Annotated in this window: 18 protein-coding genes; 10 read left to right on the forward strand and 8 right to left on the reverse strand. The window is 69.3% G+C overall.

Annotation, left to right across the window (positions count from 1 at the left end; translation table 11 throughout):
• Positions 1–37 precede the first annotated feature (37 nt).
• The 3 genes from V6S85_RS05110 to V6S85_RS05120 all read left to right on the forward strand — a co-directional run bounded on the left by V6S85_RS05110 (position 38) and on the right by V6S85_RS05120 (position 5,519).
• Positions 38–2,194, forward strand: a complete 2,157-nt coding sequence (locus V6S85_RS05110) for a prolyl oligopeptidase family serine peptidase (RefSeq protein ID WP_334348239.1) — start codon at positions 38–40, stop codon at positions 2,192–2,194.
• Positions 2,195–4,339 (forward strand): prolyl oligopeptidase family serine peptidase, encoded by a 2,145-nt coding sequence (locus tag V6S85_RS05115; RefSeq protein WP_334348240.1) that lies wholly within the window; start codon positions 2,195–2,197, stop codon positions 4,337–4,339.
• A 94-nt stretch (positions 4,340–4,433) separates the two neighbouring features.
• Positions 4,434–5,519, forward strand: a complete 1,086-nt coding sequence (locus V6S85_RS05120) for a GNAT family N-acetyltransferase (RefSeq protein WP_116569320.1) — start codon at positions 4,434–4,436, stop codon at positions 5,517–5,519.
• A gap of 13 nt (positions 5,520–5,532) precedes the next feature.
• On the opposite strand, the gene V6S85_RS05125 is transcribed toward V6S85_RS05120, so the two are convergent.
• From V6S85_RS05125 to V6S85_RS05135, 3 genes are all read right to left on the reverse strand, one after another.
• Entirely contained in the window at positions 5,533–6,063 is a 531-nt protein-coding gene (locus V6S85_RS05125; RefSeq protein ID WP_334348241.1) for an SRPBCC family protein, read from the reverse strand.
• A 196-nt stretch (positions 6,064–6,259) separates the two neighbouring features.
• The gene (locus tag V6S85_RS05130; protein WP_334348242.1) at positions 6,260–6,646 is read right to left on the reverse strand and encodes a type II toxin-antitoxin system PemK/MazF family toxin; all 387 of its coding nucleotides are present in this window, start codon (positions 6,644–6,646) and stop codon (positions 6,260–6,262) included.
• A gap of 118 nt (positions 6,647–6,764) precedes the next feature.
• The gene (locus tag V6S85_RS05135) at positions 6,765–7,616 is read right to left on the reverse strand and encodes a glutamate racemase (RefSeq protein WP_334348243.1); all 852 of its coding nucleotides are present in this window, start codon (positions 7,614–7,616) and stop codon (positions 6,765–6,767) included.
• A 133-nt stretch (positions 7,617–7,749) separates the two neighbouring features.
• Between V6S85_RS05135 and V6S85_RS05140 the strand changes: the two genes are divergently transcribed.
• Positions 7,750–9,876, forward strand: coding sequence for a M3 family metallopeptidase (locus V6S85_RS05140; protein ID WP_116569316.1), 2,127 nt, complete (start codon positions 7,750–7,752; stop codon positions 9,874–9,876).
• Positions 9,877–9,992: 116 nt separating this feature from the next.
• Here V6S85_RS05140 and V6S85_RS05145 read toward each other — a convergent pair whose 3' ends face one another.
• Positions 9,993–11,789, reverse strand: coding sequence for a methyl-accepting chemotaxis protein (locus V6S85_RS05145; RefSeq protein ID WP_334348244.1), 1,797 nt, complete (start codon positions 11,787–11,789; stop codon positions 9,993–9,995).
• Positions 11,790–12,169: 380 nt separating this feature from the next.
• Here V6S85_RS05145 and V6S85_RS05150 point away from each other — a divergent pair, with 380 nt between their 5' ends.
• On the forward strand, positions 12,170–12,280 hold the full coding sequence (locus tag V6S85_RS05150) for a hypothetical protein (RefSeq protein WP_334348245.1): 111 nt from the start codon (positions 12,170–12,172) through the stop codon (positions 12,278–12,280).
• A 69-nt stretch (positions 12,281–12,349) separates the two neighbouring features.
• Here V6S85_RS05150 and dut read toward each other — a convergent pair whose 3' ends face one another.
• Both dut and coaBC read right to left on the reverse strand, forming a co-directional pair.
• Complete coding sequence (gene dut / locus V6S85_RS05155) at positions 12,350–12,811, reverse strand: dUTP diphosphatase (RefSeq protein WP_116569314.1); 462 nt, start codon at positions 12,809–12,811, stop codon at positions 12,350–12,352.
• Positions 12,808–14,004: a bifunctional phosphopantothenoylcysteine decarboxylase/phosphopantothenate--cysteine ligase CoaBC gene (coaBC, locus tag V6S85_RS05160; protein WP_243410654.1), complete on the reverse strand. Its 1,197-nt coding sequence runs from the start codon at positions 14,002–14,004 to the stop codon at positions 12,808–12,810. The genes dut and coaBC overlap by 4 nt, the downstream gene beginning before the upstream one ends.
• Positions 14,005–14,170: 166 nt before the next feature.
• Here coaBC and V6S85_RS05165 point away from each other — a divergent pair, with 166 nt between their 5' ends.
• From V6S85_RS05165 to V6S85_RS05180, 4 genes are all read left to right on the forward strand, one after another.
• Complete coding sequence (locus V6S85_RS05165) at positions 14,171–14,758, forward strand: hypothetical protein (protein WP_334348246.1); 588 nt, start codon at positions 14,171–14,173, stop codon at positions 14,756–14,758.
• A gap of 31 nt (positions 14,759–14,789) precedes the next feature.
• Positions 14,790–15,134, forward strand: coding sequence for a DUF5076 domain-containing protein (locus V6S85_RS05170; protein WP_116569311.1), 345 nt, complete (start codon positions 14,790–14,792; stop codon positions 15,132–15,134).
• A 187-nt stretch (positions 15,135–15,321) separates the two neighbouring features.
• A complete protein-coding gene (locus V6S85_RS05175; RefSeq protein ID WP_334348247.1) occupies positions 15,322–16,368 on the forward strand; it encodes a proline iminopeptidase-family hydrolase in 1,047 nt (348 codons plus the stop codon).
• A gap of 53 nt (positions 16,369–16,421) precedes the next feature.
• Positions 16,422–16,775 carry a hypothetical protein gene (locus V6S85_RS05180; protein ID WP_334348248.1) on the forward strand — a complete coding sequence of 118 codons (354 nt, stop codon included), beginning with the start codon at positions 16,422–16,424 and terminating at the stop codon, positions 16,773–16,775.
• A gap of 6 nt (positions 16,776–16,781) precedes the next feature.
• On the opposite strand, the gene V6S85_RS05185 is transcribed toward V6S85_RS05180, so the two are convergent.
• Positions 16,782–17,804: a hypothetical protein gene (locus V6S85_RS05185; RefSeq protein WP_334348249.1), complete on the reverse strand. Its 1,023-nt coding sequence runs from the start codon at positions 17,802–17,804 to the stop codon at positions 16,782–16,784.
• Between the two features lie 11 nt (positions 17,805–17,815).
• Positions 17,816–18,694, reverse strand: coding sequence for an HpcH/HpaI aldolase/citrate lyase family protein (locus V6S85_RS05190; protein ID WP_334348250.1), 879 nt, complete (start codon positions 18,692–18,694; stop codon positions 17,816–17,818).
• A gap of 121 nt (positions 18,695–18,815) precedes the next feature.
• On the opposite strand from V6S85_RS05190, the gene V6S85_RS05195 reads away from it, so the two are divergent.
• Entirely contained in the window at positions 18,816–19,211 is a 396-nt protein-coding gene (locus V6S85_RS05195) for a DUF2237 family protein (RefSeq protein WP_116490931.1), read from the forward strand.
• Positions 19,212–19,218: the final 7 nt, after the last annotated feature.

Here is a 19,218-nt window from a genome sequence, read left to right on the forward strand (position 1 = left end):
CTAGCCAGCGGCGGGAATGGCATTAACGTCCTCCGCCATGCTGACGCTCCGCTCCGTTTCGCCCGCCGCCCTGGCCCTCGCCCTCCTCGCCGCCGGCCCCGCCCGCGCCCAGGAGCCCGCCGATCCTCACCTGGCTCTGGAAGGCGTCGAGACGCCCTCGTCGCTGGACTGGGTCAAGGCCGAGAACGCCAAGACCCTGCCCGTGCTGACGGGCGACAAGCGCTACCAGGGCCTGCATGACGCGGCGCTGAAGGTGCTGGCGGCCAAGGACCGCATCGCCACGCCGACCTTCGTCGGCTCCAGCGTGTTCAATTTCTGGCAGGACGCCGACCACGTGCGGGGCGTCTGGCGGCGCACCAGCCTGGAGAGCTACCGCTCGGCCGACCCCAAGTGGGAGACGGTCATCGACCTGGACGCCCTGGCCAAGGCCGAGGGCAAGAACTGGATCTGGAAGGGCGCCGACTGCCGTCCCAAGACCCATGACCGGTGCCTGGTGAACCTGTCGAACGGCGGCAAGGACGCCGTCGAGGTGCGCGAGTTCGACCTGGCGACGAAGAGCTTCGTCAAGGACGGCTTCTTCCTGCCCGAGAGCAAGCAGACCATCGACTGGCTGGACGCCGACACCCTGATCCTGACCCGCGACTGGGGCGCGGGCACGACCACCGACAGCGGCTACGGCATGGTGGTCAAGACGCTCAAGCGCGGCCAGTCGCTGGACCAGGCCGTAGAGGTGTTCCGCGGCGAGAAGGCCGATGTCAGCGCCCGCCCGCACGTGCTGCGCGACGCCAAGGGCAATCGCGTGGTGCTGATCGAGCGCGCCACCGACTTCTTCCACACCAAGACCTTCCTGCTCGACGACGCGGGCAAGGCGACGCAGCTGCCGATCCCCGAGCGCTCGTCGATCCGCGGCATGGTCGGCGGTGACCTGATCCTGACGGTCGAGGAGCCCTGGAACTACGAGCCGATGCCGTCGCTGGGCCGCAATTTCCCGGCCGGCGCCCTGATCTCGGTCAGCCCCAAGGCCCTGCTGCCCAAGCCGCCTAGGCCGGCCGGGGACATCGCCATCAGCAACGACTGCGACCCCTGCACGATCTTCGCGCCCGGCGCGCGCCAGTCGATCGACCAGGTGGCGGTGACCGACAACCGCGTGGTGGCGGTGATCTACGACAACGTCAAAGGCGGCATCCGCAGCTTCAGCGACCACGGCGAGTTTGGCTGGCGCGGCCAGGGCCTGCCGGGCCTGGACAACGCCGCCGTCTCGATCGTCGCCACCGCCGACAGCGGCGACCAGGTATTCTATACGGTCGAGGGCTTCGTCACCCCGACGCAGCTGAAGCTGGCCGACGCCACCAAGACCGACGCCGAAACGGTCAAGACCCTGCCGGCCCGCTTCGACGCCTCCAGGCTCAAGGTCGAGCAGAAGGAAGCCGTTTCCAAGGACGGGACCAAGATCCCCTACTTCCTGGTCAGCCAGAAGGGCGCCAAGCTCGACGGCTCGGCCCCGACCCTGCTTCACGCCTACGGCGGCTTCCAGCTGTCGAAGCTGCCGGTCTACGACCCGCTGATCGGCAAGCTGTGGCTCGAGCGTGGCGGTTCCTACGCGGTGGCCAACATCCGCGGCGGCGGCGAGTTCGGTCCGGCCTGGCACGAGGCGGCGCTGAAGGCCAACCGCCAGCGGGCCTATGACGACTACTTCGCCGTGGCCGAGAACCTGATCTCGACCAAGGTCACCAGCCCGCGTCACCTGGGCGCGTATGGCCGGTCGAACGGCGGCCTCCTGATGGGCGTTGCTTTGACCCAGCGGCCCGACCTGTGGAACGCCGTGGTGGTGGAAAGCCCGCTGCTGGACATGATCCGCTACACCAAGCTGCCGGCCGGGGCCTCGTGGATCGGCGAGTATGGCGATCCGGACAAGCCGGAAGAGCGGGCCTGGATCTCGACGTACAGCCCGTACCAGAAGCTGAGGGCCGGGGTGAAATACCCGCTGGCCTACATCACCACCTCGACCAAGGACGACCGGGTGCACCCGGGTCACGCCCGCAAGTTCTCGGCCCGCCTGGCCGATCTGGGGCAGCCCTACATGTACTACGAGAACACCGACGGCGGTCACGCCAACGGGGCGGACCCGGCTGCCAACGCCAAGCGCTGGGCGCTGCACTACACCTACCTGTCGCGCCAGCTGATGGATCACTAGATGCGTAACCTGACCCTGGCCCTACTCGCCGCCACGAGCCTCATGACCGTTTCCGCCCACGCCGCTCCCGACACCGCGCCCGCCGCCGTCCGCACCCCGCTGGCCGAGCTTGGCAAGGACGATCCCTACATCTGGATGGAGGAGATCGAGGGCCAGCGCGCGCTCGACTGGGCGAAGGCCCAGAACGACCGCACCCTGCCCGTGCTGCAGGGCGATGCGCGCTACGCCGGCCTGCACGACGCGGCCCTGACCATCGTCAACGCCAAGGACCGGATCCCCGGCGTGTCGTTCGTCGCCGAGGACGACCTGCGGAACTACTGGCAGGACGCCGACCATGTGCGCGGCGTCTGGCGCACCACCACCCTGGCCAGCTACCGCACGGCGCAGCCGGCCTGGTCGACGATCCTCGACCTCGACGCCCTGGCCAAGGCCGAGGGCAAGAACTGGGTCTGGAAGGGCGCCGACTGCCTGGCCCCGGAGAGCCGGTACTGCCTGGTCTCGCTGTCGAACGGCGGCAAGGACGCCGTGGTCGTGCGCGAGTACGACATCAAGACCAAGAGCTTCGTCGCCGGCGGTTTCGAGCTGCCCGAGGGCAAGCACCGGTTCGACTGGATCGACAAGGACACCCTGATCGTCGCCACAGACTGGACCCCTGGCGAGGTGACGACGTCCGGCTATCCCTACGTGGTCAAGCTGGTCAAACGCGGTCAGCCCCTGTCGGCCGCCAAGGAAGTCTACCGCGGCGCCAAGGACGACGGAGGCTATGGCGTCAGCCCTTACGCCCTGCGCGACCACGACGGCGTGGTGCGGGCGGTGTTCGTGCTGCGCCCGCTCGACACCTTCAACGCCGAAACCCACCTGGTGACCGGCGAGACGACGGTGAAGCTGCCCTTCCCGCTGAAATCGTCGATCCAGGCGCTGATCAAGGGCCAGCTGGTGTTCAGCGTCGAGCAGGACTGGGCGCAGCAGGGCCTGAAGACCGGCGACCTGGCCGCCTTCGACCTCGCCGCCCTGAAGGCCGATCCGGCCAAGGCGAAAGCCGCCCTGATCCTGCGGCCGACGGCCCGGGAGTCGGTGCAGGGCGTCAACGCCACCCGCGACCGCCTGGTCGTGGCCCTGTTCGAGAACGTCAAGGGCGCGGCCTATGCGTACGACTTCAAGGGCGGCGCCTGGACCCGGACGAAGCTGGACCTGCCGGCCAATTCCACGGTCAGCCTGGGTTCGGCGTCGGACAAGGACGACCGCATCTTCGTCAGCGTGACCGGGTACCTCACCCCCACGACCTACTGGCTGGCCGACGCGGCCAACGGCAAGCTCGACCAGGTCAAGGCCGCCCCGGCCAAGTTCGACGCCTCGACCCATGTGGTCGAGCAGTTCGAGGCCACCTCGAACGACGGGACTAAGATCCCGTACTTCCTGGTCCGTCCGAAGAACACCAAGTACGACGGCTCGACCCCGACCCTGCTCTATGCCTACGGCGGCTTCCAGGCGTCGATGACGCCGGGCTACTCGCCGACCATGGGCAAGCTGTGGCTGGAGCGCGGCGGCGCCTATGTGGTGGCCAACATCCGCGGCGGCGGCGAGTTCGGTCCCAGCTGGCACGAGCAGGGCCTGAAGGCCAACCGCCAGCGGGTCTACGACGACTTCTTCGCGGTGTCAGAGGACCTGATCGCCCGCAAGATCACCTCGCCCCGGCGGCTGGGGATCATGGGCGGGTCGAACGGCGGCCTCTTGATGGGCGTGGCCCTGACCCAGCGTCCGGAGCTCTACAACGCCATCGTCATCCAGGTGCCGCTGTTCGACATGGTCCGCTACAGCCAGATCGGCGCGGGCTCGTCGTGGATGGGCGAGTACGGCGATCCGCAGATCCCGTCCGACCTGGCGGTGATCGAGAAGTACTCGCCCTACCAGAACCTCAAGGCCGGCCAGAAGTATCCCGAGGTGTTCATCGAGACCTCGACCAAGGACGACCGGGTCCACCCTGCCCACGCCCGCAAGGCGGCGGCCAGGCTCGAGGCCCTGGGCTACAGCGTGCTCTACTACGAGAACGTCGACGGCGGTCATGCCGCCAGCGCCAACCTCGCCGAGACCGCCCGCCGGGTGTCGCTCGAATATACGTATCTGACCCGCAAACTGATGGACTGATCACGCAAGGTCCGTAAACCGGACTGCAATCTCTGGGCGCCATGATCACGCTCGGCCTTTCTGGAGGTCCGTGGTCAGCGCTCGGGGGGCGCCCGTGAAGATCGACGTTGTCGAGGCCCTGCAGCTTACGCCGGAGGACAGCGCCTGCTGGACCGCCCTGCAGACGCTGCAGCCGCGCCTGGATTCTCCGTTCCTGTCGCCCGAATGGGCCAAGGCGGTCGCCGTCGCCCAGGGCGACAAGGGCGAGCGCGTGAAGGTGGCCATCATTCGCGGCGAGGCGGGCCAGGCCCTGGCCTTCCTGCCCGCGCGCATCAAGGCCGGCGTGGCCATGCCGGCCGGCGCGCCGATGTGCGACTATCAGGCCCTGGTTTCGGCGCCCGACGTGGCCGTCGATCCGCGTCAGCTGCTGGCGGCCCTGAAGGCCCAGCGCCTGGACTTCTGCCACATGCTGGCCGACGACGAGACTCTGGCCCGGCACGGTCGCGGCCAGGCGGACTCGTGGATCGTCGACGTCTCGGCGGGCTACGAGGCCTACGCCGCCGAGCGCAAGACCGCCGGCGTCGGCGTGCTCAAGGACATCGACAAGAAGCGCCGCAAGGCCGAGCGCGAGGTCGGGCCCTGCCGCTACGCCCCGATGTCGGACAGTCGCGCCGATTTCGACCAGCTGATCGAGTGGAAGCGCGAGCAGCTGCTGGCCACCGGCCAGACCGACCTCTTCAAGACCGACTGGGTCACCCGGCTGGTCACCGACCTGTTCGAGCGCCGCGACGGCGATTTCGGCGGCGGGCTCTACACCCTGCACCTGGGCGACGAACTGGCGGCGGTGCACCTGCACCTGCGCGGCAAGCACACGATCCATGGCTGGCTGATCGCCCACAACGCCAAGTTCGATCGCTATTCGCCCGGCCTGCTGCTGTTCCAGGACATCCTGAAGGGCATGAACGCCGGGTCCTACCACCGGCTGGACCTGGGCACCGGGGACTACCGCTTCAAGCGCGAGCTCTCCAACGCCCGCCAGACCGTTGTGTTCGGCTTCTACGGCGCGCCCTCGCCCGCCACCTTCGTGCGCTCGGCCGCCTGGGGCGTGCGCCAGGTCGCCGAGGCCCTGCCGCTGGGCCGCATGTCGCAGCTTCCCGGCAAGGCGATGCGCCGCATCGATCTGCTGCGCGGGTTGCACTGAGGCCCGAGCGGTCCTACCCGGCCTTGCCGGTCTCCAGATAGGCCTTCAGGCGGTCCTGCTGCTGGCCCAGCACCTGGTCGACGATCGGGGCGATCTTGTCGAGGCCGCCGCGCATGTAGCCGCCGGCGTCGTAGCTCCAGGTCAGGGTGGTCTTGCCGTCCTTCTCGGCCAGGGCCCAGATCATGTGGCCGGAAGCGCCCGACAGCTGAAGCGGTCCCAAGCCGCCGAACAGGGTCAGCTGCTTGCCGGGCTGGGCGTTGACCGTGGTCATGTGCAGCACCGAGCCGCCGTTCGGCATCTTCTCGCAGAAGCAGGCCCCCGAGGCCGCGCCCAGCGACAGGTTGGCGGCCGATCCCGACCAGGTGTGATCGCTGCTCCACCACTTGGCGGGCTGCACAAGCGCCGCCCAGACCTCGGAGGCCGGCTTGGCGATCACCACCGAGCGCTTGGTCGCAAAGCCGTTCGGCTGGGCGTCGACCACTTCGGCGCGGGCGGCGCCGGCGAACAGGAGGGCGAGAGCGAGGACGGGGGCGGCGAGTTTCATGGCGCGTCTCCGGGATCAATACTCCGCGATGAAGCGCCGCCGTTGCAGAGGAGACAAGAAAAAACCCCGCACGAGGCGGGGCTGAATCTACGTCGTGAAATGGCTTGATATCGCCACGCTCCACGACGGCCCTCCGAAAAGGGTCTTAGACGCGGATGGTCAGACCAGGGCCGCTAACGAGAACATATGTAGAATTCTAGAGGTGCTTTGTCAAGTGAGACAGGCCTAGACCGGCCAGGACGCAGCCTCTAATTCCTGAAATCGTTTGTCTGGGCAGTTTGTGAAAATAGTACTTTCTGCGTCCGTCTTCATGACGACCGGTTCGAATGAAGTCCAGGCGATCGAGTGAGACAGAACAAATCATGTCTCCCTTCACCCAAAGGCCCGAGCTGATCCATTTTTCAGGCAGGGGGGGGTCGAGGTCGATCTGGCAGTGATAGTCCATGGCGGGCGCCGGTGCAGTGGTGCTCAGCGGAACGATCGTACAGAGGCCAGGTCGGCCCCTGATCCTTGGGCTGATGACCACAACCGGCCGCCGCTTCACCATCTCCGGTACGCGAAAGCCGCCACCAAAATCGCACATCAGTACGGTCCCGGTATCCGGATGCTCCCTTATCGCCACGCCAACTCCCTTGCGGTCGTTCCGTGGTCGAATTTGACGACAAGCTCAGAGGGTAATCAAGCAACAGATACCGTTGAAGTTACGCCTTCTCGAACACCAGCGGGCCGCCCCAGAAGCTCTGGACGAGGCCGTTCTGCGGGCCGGGCTGGCCGGTGGTCAGGAAGACGCGGCTGCCGCCGGTTCCCGGGTCGTACTCGGGGTGACGTTCGAGGTAGCGCTCAAGGGAGTCGGCGGTGGACTGCGGCTGGTGGATCACCGGCGTGCCGGCCGGCAGGGCGGCGCGGAAGATGTCGGCGATGATCTCGTAGTGGGTGCAGCCCAGCACGGCGCGGTCGGGATAGCGGCCGATGCGGGTCTTCAGCGCCTGGACGTAACCCTCGACGGCCTTTGCCAGTTCGACGACGCCGGCGTCGGCCTCGATCATGGGCACCAGGTCCGGACAGGGTTGCGAGAACACCGCCAGGTCCTGCTTTCGCTTGTCGATCTCGATCTCGTAGACGCGGGAATTGGTCGTGCCCTGGGTCGAGAACACCCCCAGCACGTCGAGCTGCTCGACCTTGTCGCCGCGGCGCTCGGCCTCGTGCTCCCAGGGCAGACCCGTGGCCGCCTCGATGGTCGGCACGATGATGCCCAGGATGTTGACCGGACGGCCCAACTGCTTGCGATAGCCGGGCAGCCAGGTCTGCTGCAGGCGGCGAAGGGCGATGGCGCTGGCGGTGTTGCAGGCCAGGACCACCAGGCTGGCGCCGGCCTCGAACAGGCGCTCGCAGCCGGCCCGCGTCAGGTCGACGATCTCCTCGCCGGGGCGGCCGCCATAGGGGGCGTTGGCCTGGTCGGCCAGATAGACGAAGTCCGCCTGGGGCAGACGCTGCACGAGGGCGCGGTGGACGCTGAGCCCGCCCACGCCGGAGTCGAAGACGCCGATGGTCATGGGGCGAGCATTAGACCCGGTCGGCGTTTCCGTCCATGCGCCGGGAGGCCTTCGCGAAAAGGTTACGGTCCTGTCATGTGACGGGGCCGCGACCTTGGCCTAGGGTCCGGCCACACTCAACGGAGAGCCTTCCGTGCAACGTCGCACCTTCCTTCTCACGACCGCCGCGGCCGCCGCCGCGAGCGCCGCCGCGCCCGGCCTTTCCTTCGCCGCGGAGACCAACCCCTTGCTCGCTCCCTGGACCGGTCCGTACGGCGGCGTTCCCGCCTTCGACAAGATGAAGGTCTCCGACCTGACCTCGGCCGTCGACACGGCCATGGCCCGGAACCTGGCCGAGATCGACGCCATCGTCGCCAACAAGGCCGCGCCGACCTTCGCCAACACCATCGCGGCGCTGGAAGACACCGGCCGCACCCTGGCCGACGTCGCCTGCTACTACGGGATCTGGGGCTCGAACATGAGCTCGCCCGAGTACCAGGCCATCGAGCCGGCGATCGACGCCAAGTTCTCGGAAATCGGCGACAAGATCACCCAGAACGCCGGCCTCTTCGCCCGCATCGAGACGGTCTACAACAGCCCCGAGAAGGCCAAGCTGACCCCCGAGCAGCAGCGTCTGGTCTGGATCTACTACACCAACTTCGTCCGTTCGGGCGCGAAGCTGGCTCCGGACGCCAAGGCCCGCGTGGCGGCGATCAACACCGAGCTGTCGGGCCTGTTCACGAAGTTCAGCCAGAACCTGCTGGCCGACGAGAACACCTATATCGAGCTGACCGAGGCCGACCTCGCGGGCCTGCCGGACTCGATCCGCGCCTCGACCGCCTCGGCCGCCGCCCAGCGCAAGCTTCCGGGCAAGTTCATCATCGTCAACACGCGCTCGAGCGTGGACCCCTACCTGACCAACTCGCCGGTGCGCGCCACCCGCGAGAAGGTGTGGAAGGCCTTCGTCAACCGCGGCGACAACGGCGGGGCGACCGACAACAACGCCCTGATCGCCAAGATCCTCAAGCTGCGCGCCGAACGCGCCAAGCTCTTGGGCTATCCGACCCACGCCCACTGGCGCCTCGAGAACGCCATGGCCAAGACGCCCGACAAGGCCATGGCCCTGATGGAAGCCGTCTGGACGCCGGCCATCGAGCAGGTCGCCAAGGACGTGGCCGACATGCAGGCCATCGTCGACGCGGAAAAGGGCGGCTTCAAGATCGAGCCTTGGGACTACCGCTTCTACGCCGAGAAGGTCCGCAAGGCGAAGTACGACCTCGATATGAACGAGGTGAAGCCGTACATGCAGCTGGAGAAGCTGCGCGAGGGCATGTTCTGGGCCGCGGGCCAGGTCTACGGCTTCGAGTTCAAGAAGGTCGAGGGCGTGCCGGTCTATGACGCCGACATGACCGTGTACGAGGTGCTGCGGGGCGGCAAGCACGTGGGCCTGTGGTACTTCGACCCCTACGCCCGTCCGACCAAGCGCTCGGGCGCCTGGATGAACGCCTACCGCAACCAGGAGCGCTTCAAGAAGCCGATCTCGACGATCGTCTCCAACAACTCCAACTTCATCAAGGGCGAGCCCGGCGAGCCGGTGCTGATCTCCTGGGACGACGCCAACACCCTGTTCCACGAGTTCGGCCACGCCATCCACGGCCTCAACAGCGACGTCACCTATCCGACCGTCTCGGGCACTAATGTCGCTCGCGACTATGTCGAATTCCCCAGCCAGCTGAACGAGCACTGGCTGTCGACGCCGGAAGTGCTCAACAAGTTCTGCGTCCACTACAAGACCGGCAAGCCGATCCCGCAGGAACTGGTCGACAAGATCAAGAAGGCCTCGACCTTCAACCAGGGCTTCGACACCACCGAGTACCTGGCCAGCGCCTTGATCGACATGAAGCTGCACCTGGCGGGCGGCGCGGACATCGATCCGGACGCCTTCGAGCGCGACGAGCTGGCCAAGCTGAAGATGCCCAAGGAGATCGTCATGCGGCACCGCACGCCGCAGTTCGGTCACGTGTTCTCGGGCGACGGCTACTCGGCCGGCTACTACAGCTACCTGTGGGCCGACACCCTGACCGCCGATGTCGCCGAGGCCTTCCAGGAGGCGCCGGGCGGCTTCTACGACAAGCCCACCGGCCAGCGCCTGATCAAGACCATCATGTCGCGCGGCAACTCGGTCGACCCGGCCGAACAGTTCCGCGCCTTCCGCGGCCGCGACGTGAAGATCGGCGCCCTGATGCGCGACCGCGGCTTCCCGGTGCCCCCGGGCGCCTGATCGCGTCCCTGATCTGAGCTGAAACGAGAGCGCCCCGCCCGGTCACCCGGGCGGGGCGTTTTTGTTTTCAGGATCCTCCCGCCCCGGAAATCCTTCTCCCAAAGGGAGAAGGACTTTTATGCCGCCCGCTTCACCGCGCCGGAGCCCGCCCCGACCTTGAACCGGCTGACCAGTCGCGCCAGTTCGGCCGCTTCGTTGGACAGCGAGTGGCTGGCGGCGGTCGACTGCTCGACCATGGCGGCGTTCTGCTGGGTGGCCTGGTCCATCTGGTTCACCGCGACATTGACCTGGGCCAGGCCCGTGGCCTGTTCCTGGGCGCCGGCGGCGATCTCGGCGACGGTGCGGTTGATGTCCTGCACGCCGGCGGTGATGCGGCGCAGGGCCTCGCCGGTCTGGCCGACCAGGGACACGCCCGCGTCGACCTGCTGGCCGGAGGCCCCGATCAGGCTCTTGATCTCCTTGGCGGCCTCGGCCGAGCGCTGGGCCAGCGCCCGGACCTCGGAGGCGACGACCGCGAAGCCTTTACCAGCATCACCCGCCCGCGCCGCTTCCACGCCGGCGTTGAGGGCCAGAAGGTTGGTCTGGAAGGCGATCTCGTCGATCACCCCGATGATGTTGCCGATCTCGCGCGAGGAGGCCTCGATCTGCGTCATCGCCGCGACGGCGCGTTCGACCACCTCGCCGCCGGCCTCGGCGTCCTTGCGGGCGGCGTCGACCGACTTGCGGGCGTGACCCGCGCCCTCGGCCGCGCGGCGGACGGTGGCGGTGATCTCGTCGAGGGCGGCGGCGGTTTCCTCCAGGCTGGCGGCCTGCTGCTCGGTGCGGCGCGACAGGTCGTCGGCCGCGTGGCTGATCTCGCCGGAGCCGGCGCGGATGCCGCCGACCGCGCCGCTGATCGTCGTCATGGTCTCCTGAAGTTGGCCCATGGCGGCGTTGAAGTCGCTCTGCAGCTTGCGATAGGCGGGCGGGAAGGCCTGGTCGAGGCGGGCGGTCAGGTCGCCGGCGGCCAGGCGCTCCAGGGCCTGCCCGACCTGGGCGACGACGGCGGCCTGCTCGCGGGCGCCGGCGGCACGCTCGGCCTCGTTGGCGCCGCGTTCGGCCTCGGCTTGTCGGCGATGCTCGGCGGCTTCGCCCTCGACGCGCAGCTTCTCGATGGCGGCGTCCTTGAAGGCCGACACGGCCTGCGCCATCGCCCCGATCTCGTCGCGGCGGCCCAGGGCCGGCACGGCCACGGCGTTGTCGCCGCCGGCCAGGCGACGCATGGCGGTGGTCATGGCGTCGACCGGCGTGGCGATGCTGCGCGCCAGCAACCAGCCCATCAGCACGGCGATGGCCACGGCGGCCGCGCCGCCGAGCGCCAGGGCCAGGGTCGCGGCGGTGAAGGCCTTGTCCTGGGCCTTGATGCGGGCGGCCAGCTCGGCGCTCTCGGCCTCGTCGATCGTCTTCAACGCCTTGCGCACGTTGGTCAGGCGACCGCTCTTGCCGATGTCGAGGCGGGCGGCGTCCAGTTGGGCCGGATCCTGGGCGGCGGCGATCTGGGCGCGGGTCTCGGCGCGGAACACGCTCACGGCCTGGTCCAACTGGGCCAGGCGGGCCTTCTGGTCTTCCTGCTCGGCGCCGTCGGTCAGGACTTGATGCGCCTCGTCGTACCTGGCCTGGAAGTCCTCGTACTTCTTGACGAAGGACGGATCGAGGCTGGCCACGAAGCCGCGCGCGGCGTTCTGCTGCTCGACCAGCTCGGCCGAGGCCTTCTCGACCGTGGCCCGGTAGGCGTAGCTCTCGGCGTTCAGGGCGGTGACGCGCTGGATCGACGACAGGCCGTTCCAGGCCAGGAGACCGGCGCCGGCCACGGCCGCCACCAGGACGGCGAAGGCGACCACCAGCTTGTGCGCCACCTTGAGGTTGCTGAGCATCTCGAGAACTTCCCAGGATAGAATTGGGAAGAGTTTCGCTCGATAGAATTAATGGAAGTTATTCATGAGCGAGAATGGCGTCCATCGGGTGTCACTCTCGATTGTTCGAGTCTGCGAAATAGCTGTTCTGGAAAGAAACGACGCGATCCCGCGTCATCTTGCCGCAGAGATAGACTCGCTTGCGCGATTGCAGGGGTATTGATCCGTATACTGATTACTTGCGGATGTATTTGCATCGAAATCGCCATTTCGGCGAATTATCGACCTATACGCGCCAGGCGGGAATCGTGGGATAAAGAACGGCGCACGGTCGCAACCGGGGGGCGGGATCGCGCGTATTGCAAGCATGGCCGAGCTTTCGGCCGAGCCAGGACGCCCCGATGGAAGCCCCTCGTCCCCTGCCTCTGATCGGTCCCATGCTGTGGCTGGCGGCGGCCGCCTTCACGACCGGATTCGGCGGCTACCTGCTCGTGGGTTTGGGAACGCGCTGAGACGGCGTCTCTGGTCTTCCCGTCATTCCCGCCACGAGGGCGGGAATGACGAGATGCAGGAAGGCGGCGCTATCGCCCGCCGGTCGAGCCGAAGCCGCCAGCGCCGCGATCGGTGTCGTCCAGGGCGGCCACCAGGCTCCAGGCCGCTTGCACCACCGGTGCGATCACCAGCTGGGCGACGCGGTCGCCGCGGCGGATGACGAAGTCCTCTTCACCCAGGTTGGCCAGGATCACCTTCACCTCGCCGCGATAGTCGCTGTCGATGGTGCCGGGCGAGTTCAGGCAGGTGATGCCCGCCTTGGCGGCCAGCCCCGAGCGCGGCCGCACCTGGGCCTCGAAGCCCTGCGGCACGGCGAAGGCCAGGCCCGTGGGGACCATGAACCGGGCGCCGGGCTTCAGGGTCAGGGGCGCGTCTTCCTCGACGGCGGCGCGCAGGTCCATGCCGGCGGCGCCGACCGTCTCGTAGGCGGGCAGCGGCAGGCCGTGGGCGTGGGCGAGCTGGACGACGGGGATGTGGGGCGTGGTGGTCATAGAGCTTCCGCGATGCGTTGGGCGATGGCCTGGGCGACGGCGTCCTTGGACGCGCGCTCCCAGCGTTCGGTGTGGTCCTTGGCGATCAGCAGGACCGCGTTCTCGGTTCCGCCCATGACGCCCGGCTGGGTGACGTCGTTGGCGATGATCCAGTCGCAGCCCTTGCGCGCCAGCTTGGCGCGGGCATGGGCCTCGACGTCGTCGGTCTCGGCCGCGAAGCCGACCACCAGTTTTGGACGGTCGGGGCCGGAGGCGGCCAGTGCAGCCAGGATGTCGGGGTTCTCGACGAAGGTCAGGGCCGGCGGGCCGCCCTTGTCCTTCTTCAGCTTGGAGCCGAACACCTCGTCGACCCGCCAGTCGGCGACGGCGGCCACGAAGACGCCGACGTCGGCCGGCAGGGCGGCCTCGCATGCGGCCAGCATCTGGCGGGCGCTCTCGACGTCGACGCGGTTGACGCCCGGCGGGGTGGGCAGGGCCACGGGGCCGCTGACCAGGGTGACGCGCGCGCCCAGGCGGGCCAGGGCCTCGGCGATGGCGTAGCCCTGGCGGCCGCTGGAGCGATTGGTGATGCCGCGCACCGGGTCGATCGCCTCGAACGTCGGACCGGCCGTGACCAAGGCGTGCTTGCCGGCCAGAGGCCGCGCCGCCGGACCCCGCAGCATGGCGACGATGGCCTCGAAGATCTCCGGCGGCTCGGCCAGGCGCCCTGGGCCGAACTCGCCGCAGGCCATGGCGCCTTCGTCGGGCCCGACGAACGACACGCCGTCGGCCTTCAGGGTCGCCACGTTGCGTTGTACGGCCGGGTGCAGCCACATGCGCACGTTCATGGCCGGCGCCATCAGCACCGGCTTGTCGGTGGCCAGCAGGGTGGTCGAGGCCAGGTCGCCGGCCAGGCCGCCCGCGGCCTTGCCGATCAAGTCGGCGGTGGCGGGGGCGACCACCACCAGGTCGGCCGAGCGCGACAGCTGGATGTGGCCCATCTCGGCCTCGTCGGTCAGCGAGAACAGGTCGTCATAGACCTTGTCCTCCGACAGCGCCGCCAGCGACAGCGGTGTGACGAACTCGGCGCCGGCCTTGGTCAGGATCGGCCGCACGCCGATCCCGGCCTTGCGCAGCAGGCGGGTCAGCTCCAGGGCCTTGTAGGCCGCCACGCCGCCGCCGACGATCAGGAGCACGCGCTTGCCGCCCGGGATGTCGCTCACCTTGAAGGCCTCTCGTCCGCCGGTTCCCCTCCGCGCATAGAGCGCCTCGCGCCCGCAGGCAATCGCGGCGCGCATCGGAGAGCGGAAAGCTTAACGGTGGGACTCGACTCGCGTTCTTTTTTCGTTCACTAATCGTTAAGGTAGTAAATAACGGGACATGGCGATCATGACGGGAGCGTGGCGTTTCGGACTTCTGGCCCTGCCAGCCTTGGTGCTGGCGGCCTGCGACGGCGGGGCTTCGGCGGTAAAGGCGCCAAAAGGCGGCCAGGTCGCGTCGAGCGACGGAACCAGCAGCAGCGGTGGCGGCGCGCTGGTCTCGGCCGAGGTCGCCGAGGCGTCGGCGAGCGCCCGGCAGGCGGCTGATCCGCGCGATGCGCCGGTGCGTCTGATCGCCGGCCGGCCGATGTGGGCCGCCAACCGCACGCGCAGCGCCGAAGAGAACGCCCAGCGCGGCTTCGAACGGTTCGGCGAGGCCTTCGGGGCCCGCGACGTGGACGACTATGTGCGCAAGACCCACGCCTTCGTGGCCAAGCCGCCGGCCGGGGTCCAGACCTTGAAGCGGTCGAACGGCGATACCCTGATCTACGACCCGGCCGGCAATGTCTTCGCCGTGGTCACCCGTGCCGGGGCGCCGCGCACCATGTTCAAGCCCGACGACGGCGCCGATTACTGGCGTCGCCAGAAGGAGGGGACGGCCCGTCGCACGGCCGCTTCGGAGCGGCGCGGCCAGGACGGCGCCGGCTGACCAGGACCAGGCGAGAAGGGGGGGCGAGGGCATGAAGGAACAGCCGATCCCGGACGCGGCGATGCGCGATCCGGCGGCCACGGAGCTGGCGCGAATCTGGGTGGCCGAGCACGGCCTGCACTGCGTCCTGCGCATCGGGGCCTATGACGAGACGCCGATCGACGAGGCGCGGGCCTGGGGCATGATGCTGGCCGACCTGCTGCGTCATCTCGGGCGCGGCCTGTCGGACTATTATCGCCGCGATCCGGTCGAGGTGGTCGACGTCCTGCTGGAGGCGATGCGCGACGAACTGGCCAGTCCCAGTTCGCCGATCGAGGGCGGTTTGGCGCGATCGCGCGACGACGAGCCGGAGGCCGGCCAGGCCAAGGCGCACTGAGTGAAGCAGGGGATGGCGTCGCGGGCTCGCGTGCGCCGTGTCACAGTCGCGCGCGGGGCGTGCGGCTAGGGCGAAGGTTCGGCCGTGCCGGCGGCTGGATGGCCGGATGCGGTTGGAGCAGGGCTCCGGCGTGTCCGGACGCCTGGCGCGGCGCAGGCCCGTGAGGCATGCACAGGGGGTGATGCGCGTGATCGAGCGACGTAAGCTGCTGGGCCTGCTGGCGGCGGCAGGAACCACGACCTTGGCGTCGGCCGCTACACGCGGGGCCCGGGCGGATGCGGCGCGGCCCGCGCTGGCGACCTTTCCCAAGCCGGACCGCGAGGTGCGTCTGCCGGTTCCCGGCGGCCGGGTCTATGTGCGGATCAACGGCGATCTCGACGCGGCCCTGGCGGGCGCGGCGCGGCCGCCGATCGTCATGGTCCACGGCGGGCCGGGCGGCACGCACTCTGGGTTCCTCGACGCCCTGGCGCTGACGGATGAGCGGGCGGTGATCCTCTACGACCAACTCGACAGCGGGCTTTCCGACCACCCGATGGATCCAGCCAACTGGATCGTGGGCCGTTTCGTCGACGAACTTGAAGCGGTGCGCGAAGGCCTGAAGATTCCGCGCTGGCACGTGCTGGGACACAGCTGGGGCGGTACGGTGGCCCTGGAGTACGGCGCGCGGCGCTCGCCGGCCCTGGCCGGCCTGGTGCTGGCCAGTCCGCTGGTCTCGACCCGCAGCTGGATCGCCGACGCCAACCTGCTGCGCGGCGACCTGCCGGCTGCGGTGCAGGATCAGCTGACCCGCTGCGAAGGGACGCCGCCTTCGCCGCGGGACAAGGCGTTCTCGGCCGCCTGCGATGCGGCGACCGACGCTTTCTACACGGCTTTCCTAACCCGCGAGCCGCCCTCGCCGGCGCATCGCGCCTATCGGCCGGCCGGCGATCGGGGATTCAACCCGGTGCTATACAAGACCATGTGGGGCGCGACCGAGTTCTCGGCCACCGGCACGCTGAAGGCCTATGACGGCGAGCCCCTGCTCGATCGCCTCGACGGGCCGCGCACCCTGTTCATGGTCGGCCAGTACGACGAGGCCCGGCCGGCCACGACCATCGCGTTCTCCCGCCGGACCAAGGGGTCGGAACTGGCGGTAGTCCCCGGCGCGGGCCACGCCACCTTCACCGACCGACCGGAAGAGACGGTGGCCGTGCTGCGCCAATGGTTGCGTCGGCGCGACGCAAGGCCGTCCTAGCGCGAGGCGCACCTTTGTCGGCGCTGCGGTCGAGCGGTCCGGGAGATCTGTCGATGGAGGAAGAGAACGTCCCTGGCCCGCCGGTCTGGCTTGGCGTGCTGCTGGCGGCGGCCTTACTGCCTGTGGTCCTGCTCGCGCGGCTGTGGCCGGGCAAGCAGACAGTCGATCGTTCACCCGACGAGGTGGCGGGCATACTGAGGGTGTTCATCGACGGAACGGGCGGTTCCTGGGACTGCGACGACTTTGAAAGCACGCCCATCACACATCCGCGCCTGGACGAACTTCGACGCCGCGCCGTCAAGGCCGGTCCGCCGGATTCCGATGTCGAAGCTCTGGCGGCGCTGTTGTCTCAAGCCGAGGCGCTTGGGCGTGACGGGACGGGGTCTAAAGGCGTCGACGCCGGCTAGGCGATCCTACCGCCGCTTCTTGCGCGCCCCGGTTGCGGCCGTCTTCTTGCGGCTGCCCGGCTTGACCGCCTTGCCCTTGCCGGCCTTGCCCGAGCGGGCGGTCGCCTTGCCCTTCCCGCCGCCCTTCTTGGCGGCGGCGGCGCACTTGGCCTTGGCGGCTTTCAGGGCCTTGCCCTTCTTGCCCCTGGTCGAACACGGCGCGGCGCGGGCCGGAGCGGCCGAGGCGGTGCGCGTGGCGGTCGGGGCCGCGCGCGGCGGCCAGATCACCGGCCCGCGCGCGGCCACGGCGTAGCCGGCCGGCAGGACCGGCGCGCCGGTGCGCTCGATGGCGACGCTGGTCGGAGCCGCGCCGTCCTCGGTCAGGCGACCGCTCCAGGACCCGTCGGGACCGACGTTCAGCGCCAGGGTCGAGCCGACGCCCGCCCGGGGCATGAACCGCACGGCCGCGCCGCCATCATAGGTGCGCTCGATGCTGTCGATGAGGCCGGTGGAGCCGACGGCGCCGGGGCGGCGCAGGTCGCGCCAGGCGCCCTCGACCGGGCCGTAGCCGCCGGCCGGATCGGCGATCTGCAGCGAATAGAGGGCCACGCCGTCGCCGCCGCGCAGGATCCAGCCGCCGTCCAGCGGGCCCTGCAGCCCCTGCGCTGCGGCGATCGAGCCCTTCACCCGCAGCTCATAGGCCTGCTCGACGCTCATCGGCGCGCCGGGCGCAGACGGGACGGCGGTCTCGGGCGCTGGGATCGGCAGGATGGTCGGCTTGTGGCGTGGCGCGGGCGCGGTGGGCGGCGCCTCGTCTTCCTCGTCGGTGGTCTGGGGGCCGCTGGCGGCGATCAGGTCGGCCAGGGGATCGGCGGCGGGCGGCGCGGGTTGGCCGCTTGCCGGCGGAGCGTCCACCAGCGGGATCGTCGCCTGCGCCGGGGCCGGAACGGTCGGATTGGTCGTCACCACCTCGGAGGCCGGCGCCTGGGCCAGGGCGGCGGCCGGAAACGACAGCAGGGCGGACAGGGAAACAGCGAGAAGGCGACGCATGGGGGTCCTTATCAGCCCGCCGTCTTCGCGGCGATGGCCTCGGAAACGGCGACCAGCCGTTCGGCCTGAACCAGATGCAGCCGCTCGGCCATCTTGCCCTCGACCCGCAGGGCGCCCTTGCCGGCGTTCTCGGGCGCGGCGAAGGCGGCGATCACCGCCCGGCTCCAGGCGATCTCGTCGTCCGACGGCGAGAATGCCCGGTTGCAGATTTCCAGGTGCTTGGGATGGATGAGGGTCTTGCCGTCGAAGCCGAAGTCGACCGCCTGGCCGCAGACGCTCTCCAGCGCGGCCAGGTCCTCGATGTCGTTGTGCACGCCGTCGAGGATCGACAGGCCGTGTCCGCGCGCGGCGGCGACCGCCAGCGACAGGATCGGCAGGAAGGCTTCGCGGCCCGGGGTCTGCCGCGCCCGCATTTCCTTGGCCAGGTCGTTGACGCCCATCACCCAGGCCGACAGCCGGGTGGTCCGGGCGGCCTCGCCGATCTCCCACAGGTGGAAGGCGGCCTTGGCGGTCTCGATCATGGTCCACAGGCGGGTGTGGAGCGGGGCCGCATGCAGGGCCGCCTCATAGGCGTGGACATCGGTGGCGTCGTTGACCTTGGGCACGAGCACTGCGTCGGGGCCGGCCTCGGCGGCGGCCTTCAGGTCGTCGGCGCCCCAGGGGGTGTCCAGGCCGTTGGTGCGGATGACGATCTCGCGGGGGCCGAAACCGCCGGCCTTCACCGCCGCCACGGCGGCCTCGCGAGCAGCGAGCTTCATCTCCGGGGCCACGGCGTCCTCGAGGTCGAGGATGATCACGTCTGCGTCGAGCGTGCGCGCCTTCTCCACGGCCTTGGCGTTGGAGGCGGGCATGTAGAGGGCGCTGCGGCGCGGCCGGGCGAGGTCGGTCATGGCGGGGATCATCCTGACGGGACGGCTACTGTAAAGCATCCGCCGCGTGGGACGGGAAGCGTCGATCTCGCGGCGGGCGAAGCCATGGCGGGAAAGGGGGAAACGGGGTTAAGCTGGCGCCATGACCACGCAACCGGCCCCCACGCGCTACGACGAGACGGCCCGCAACGTGCTGGGCGGGGAACTGATCCCCTGCTCGCTCGACCCGGTGACCGGCTTCTACCGCAACGGCTGCTGCGAAACGGGGCCGCACGACCTTGGCCTGCACACCGTCTGCGCGGTGATGACCGAGGAGTTCCTGGCCTTCTCAAAGTCCACCGGCAACGACCTGTCGACGCCGCGTCCGGAGTTCGCCTTCCGGGGGCTCAAGCCGGGCGACCGCTGGTGCCTGTGCGCCGGCCGCTGGCGCGAGGCGCTGGACGCCGGCATGGCCCCGCAGGTCATCCTCGAGGCCACCCACGAAGAGACCCTGGCCATCGTGTCGCTGGGGGTGCTGAAGGACCACGCGGCGGTCTGATCCGCGC

The organism is Caulobacter sp. CCNWLW153, assembly GCF_036889365.1.
Lineage (GTDB): Bacteria > Pseudomonadota > Alphaproteobacteria > Caulobacterales > Caulobacteraceae > Caulobacter > Caulobacter radicis.

Bases quoted from the DNA above. Each gene is read 5' to 3' on its own strand.
- V6S85_RS05190 (WP_334348250.1), bottom strand. From the start codon at position 18,694: ATGACCGACCTCGCCCGGCCGCGCCGCAGCGCCCTCTACATGCCCGCC.
- V6S85_RS05110 (WP_334348239.1), top strand. From the start codon at position 38: ATGCTGACGCTCCGCTCCGTTTCGCCCGCCGCCCTGGCCCTCGCCCTC.
- V6S85_RS05130 (WP_334348242.1), bottom strand. From the start codon at position 6,646: ATGTGCGATTTTGGTGGCGGCTTTCGCGTACCGGAGATGGTGAAGCGG.
- V6S85_RS05195 (WP_116490931.1), top strand. From the start codon at position 18,816: ATGACCACGCAACCGGCCCCCACGCGCTACGACGAGACGGCCCGCAAC.
- V6S85_RS05180 (WP_334348248.1), top strand. From the start codon at position 16,422: ATGGAGGAAGAGAACGTCCCTGGCCCGCCGGTCTGGCTTGGCGTGCTG.
- V6S85_RS05135 (WP_334348243.1), bottom strand. From the start codon at position 7,616: ATGACCATCGGCGTCTTCGACTCCGGCGTGGGCGGGCTCAGCGTCCAC.
- V6S85_RS05170 (WP_116569311.1), top strand. From the start codon at position 14,790: ATGAAGGAACAGCCGATCCCGGACGCGGCGATGCGCGATCCGGCGGCC.
- V6S85_RS05115 (WP_334348240.1), top strand. From the start codon at position 2,195: ATGCGTAACCTGACCCTGGCCCTACTCGCCGCCACGAGCCTCATGACC.
- dut (WP_116569314.1), bottom strand. From the start codon at position 12,811: ATGACCACCACGCCCCACATCCCCGTCGTCCAGCTCGCCCACGCCCAC.
- V6S85_RS05185 (WP_334348249.1), bottom strand. From the start codon at position 17,804: ATGCGTCGCCTTCTCGCTGTTTCCCTGTCCGCCCTGCTGTCGTTTCCG.
- V6S85_RS05125 (WP_334348241.1), bottom strand. From the start codon at position 6,063: ATGAAACTCGCCGCCCCCGTCCTCGCTCTCGCCCTCCTGTTCGCCGGC.
- V6S85_RS05145 (WP_334348244.1), bottom strand. From the start codon at position 11,789: ATGCTCAGCAACCTCAAGGTGGCGCACAAGCTGGTGGTCGCCTTCGCC.
- V6S85_RS05165 (WP_334348246.1), top strand. From the start codon at position 14,171: ATGGCGATCATGACGGGAGCGTGGCGTTTCGGACTTCTGGCCCTGCCA.
- V6S85_RS05150 (WP_334348245.1), top strand. From the start codon at position 12,170: ATGGAAGCCCCTCGTCCCCTGCCTCTGATCGGTCCCATGCTGTGGCTG.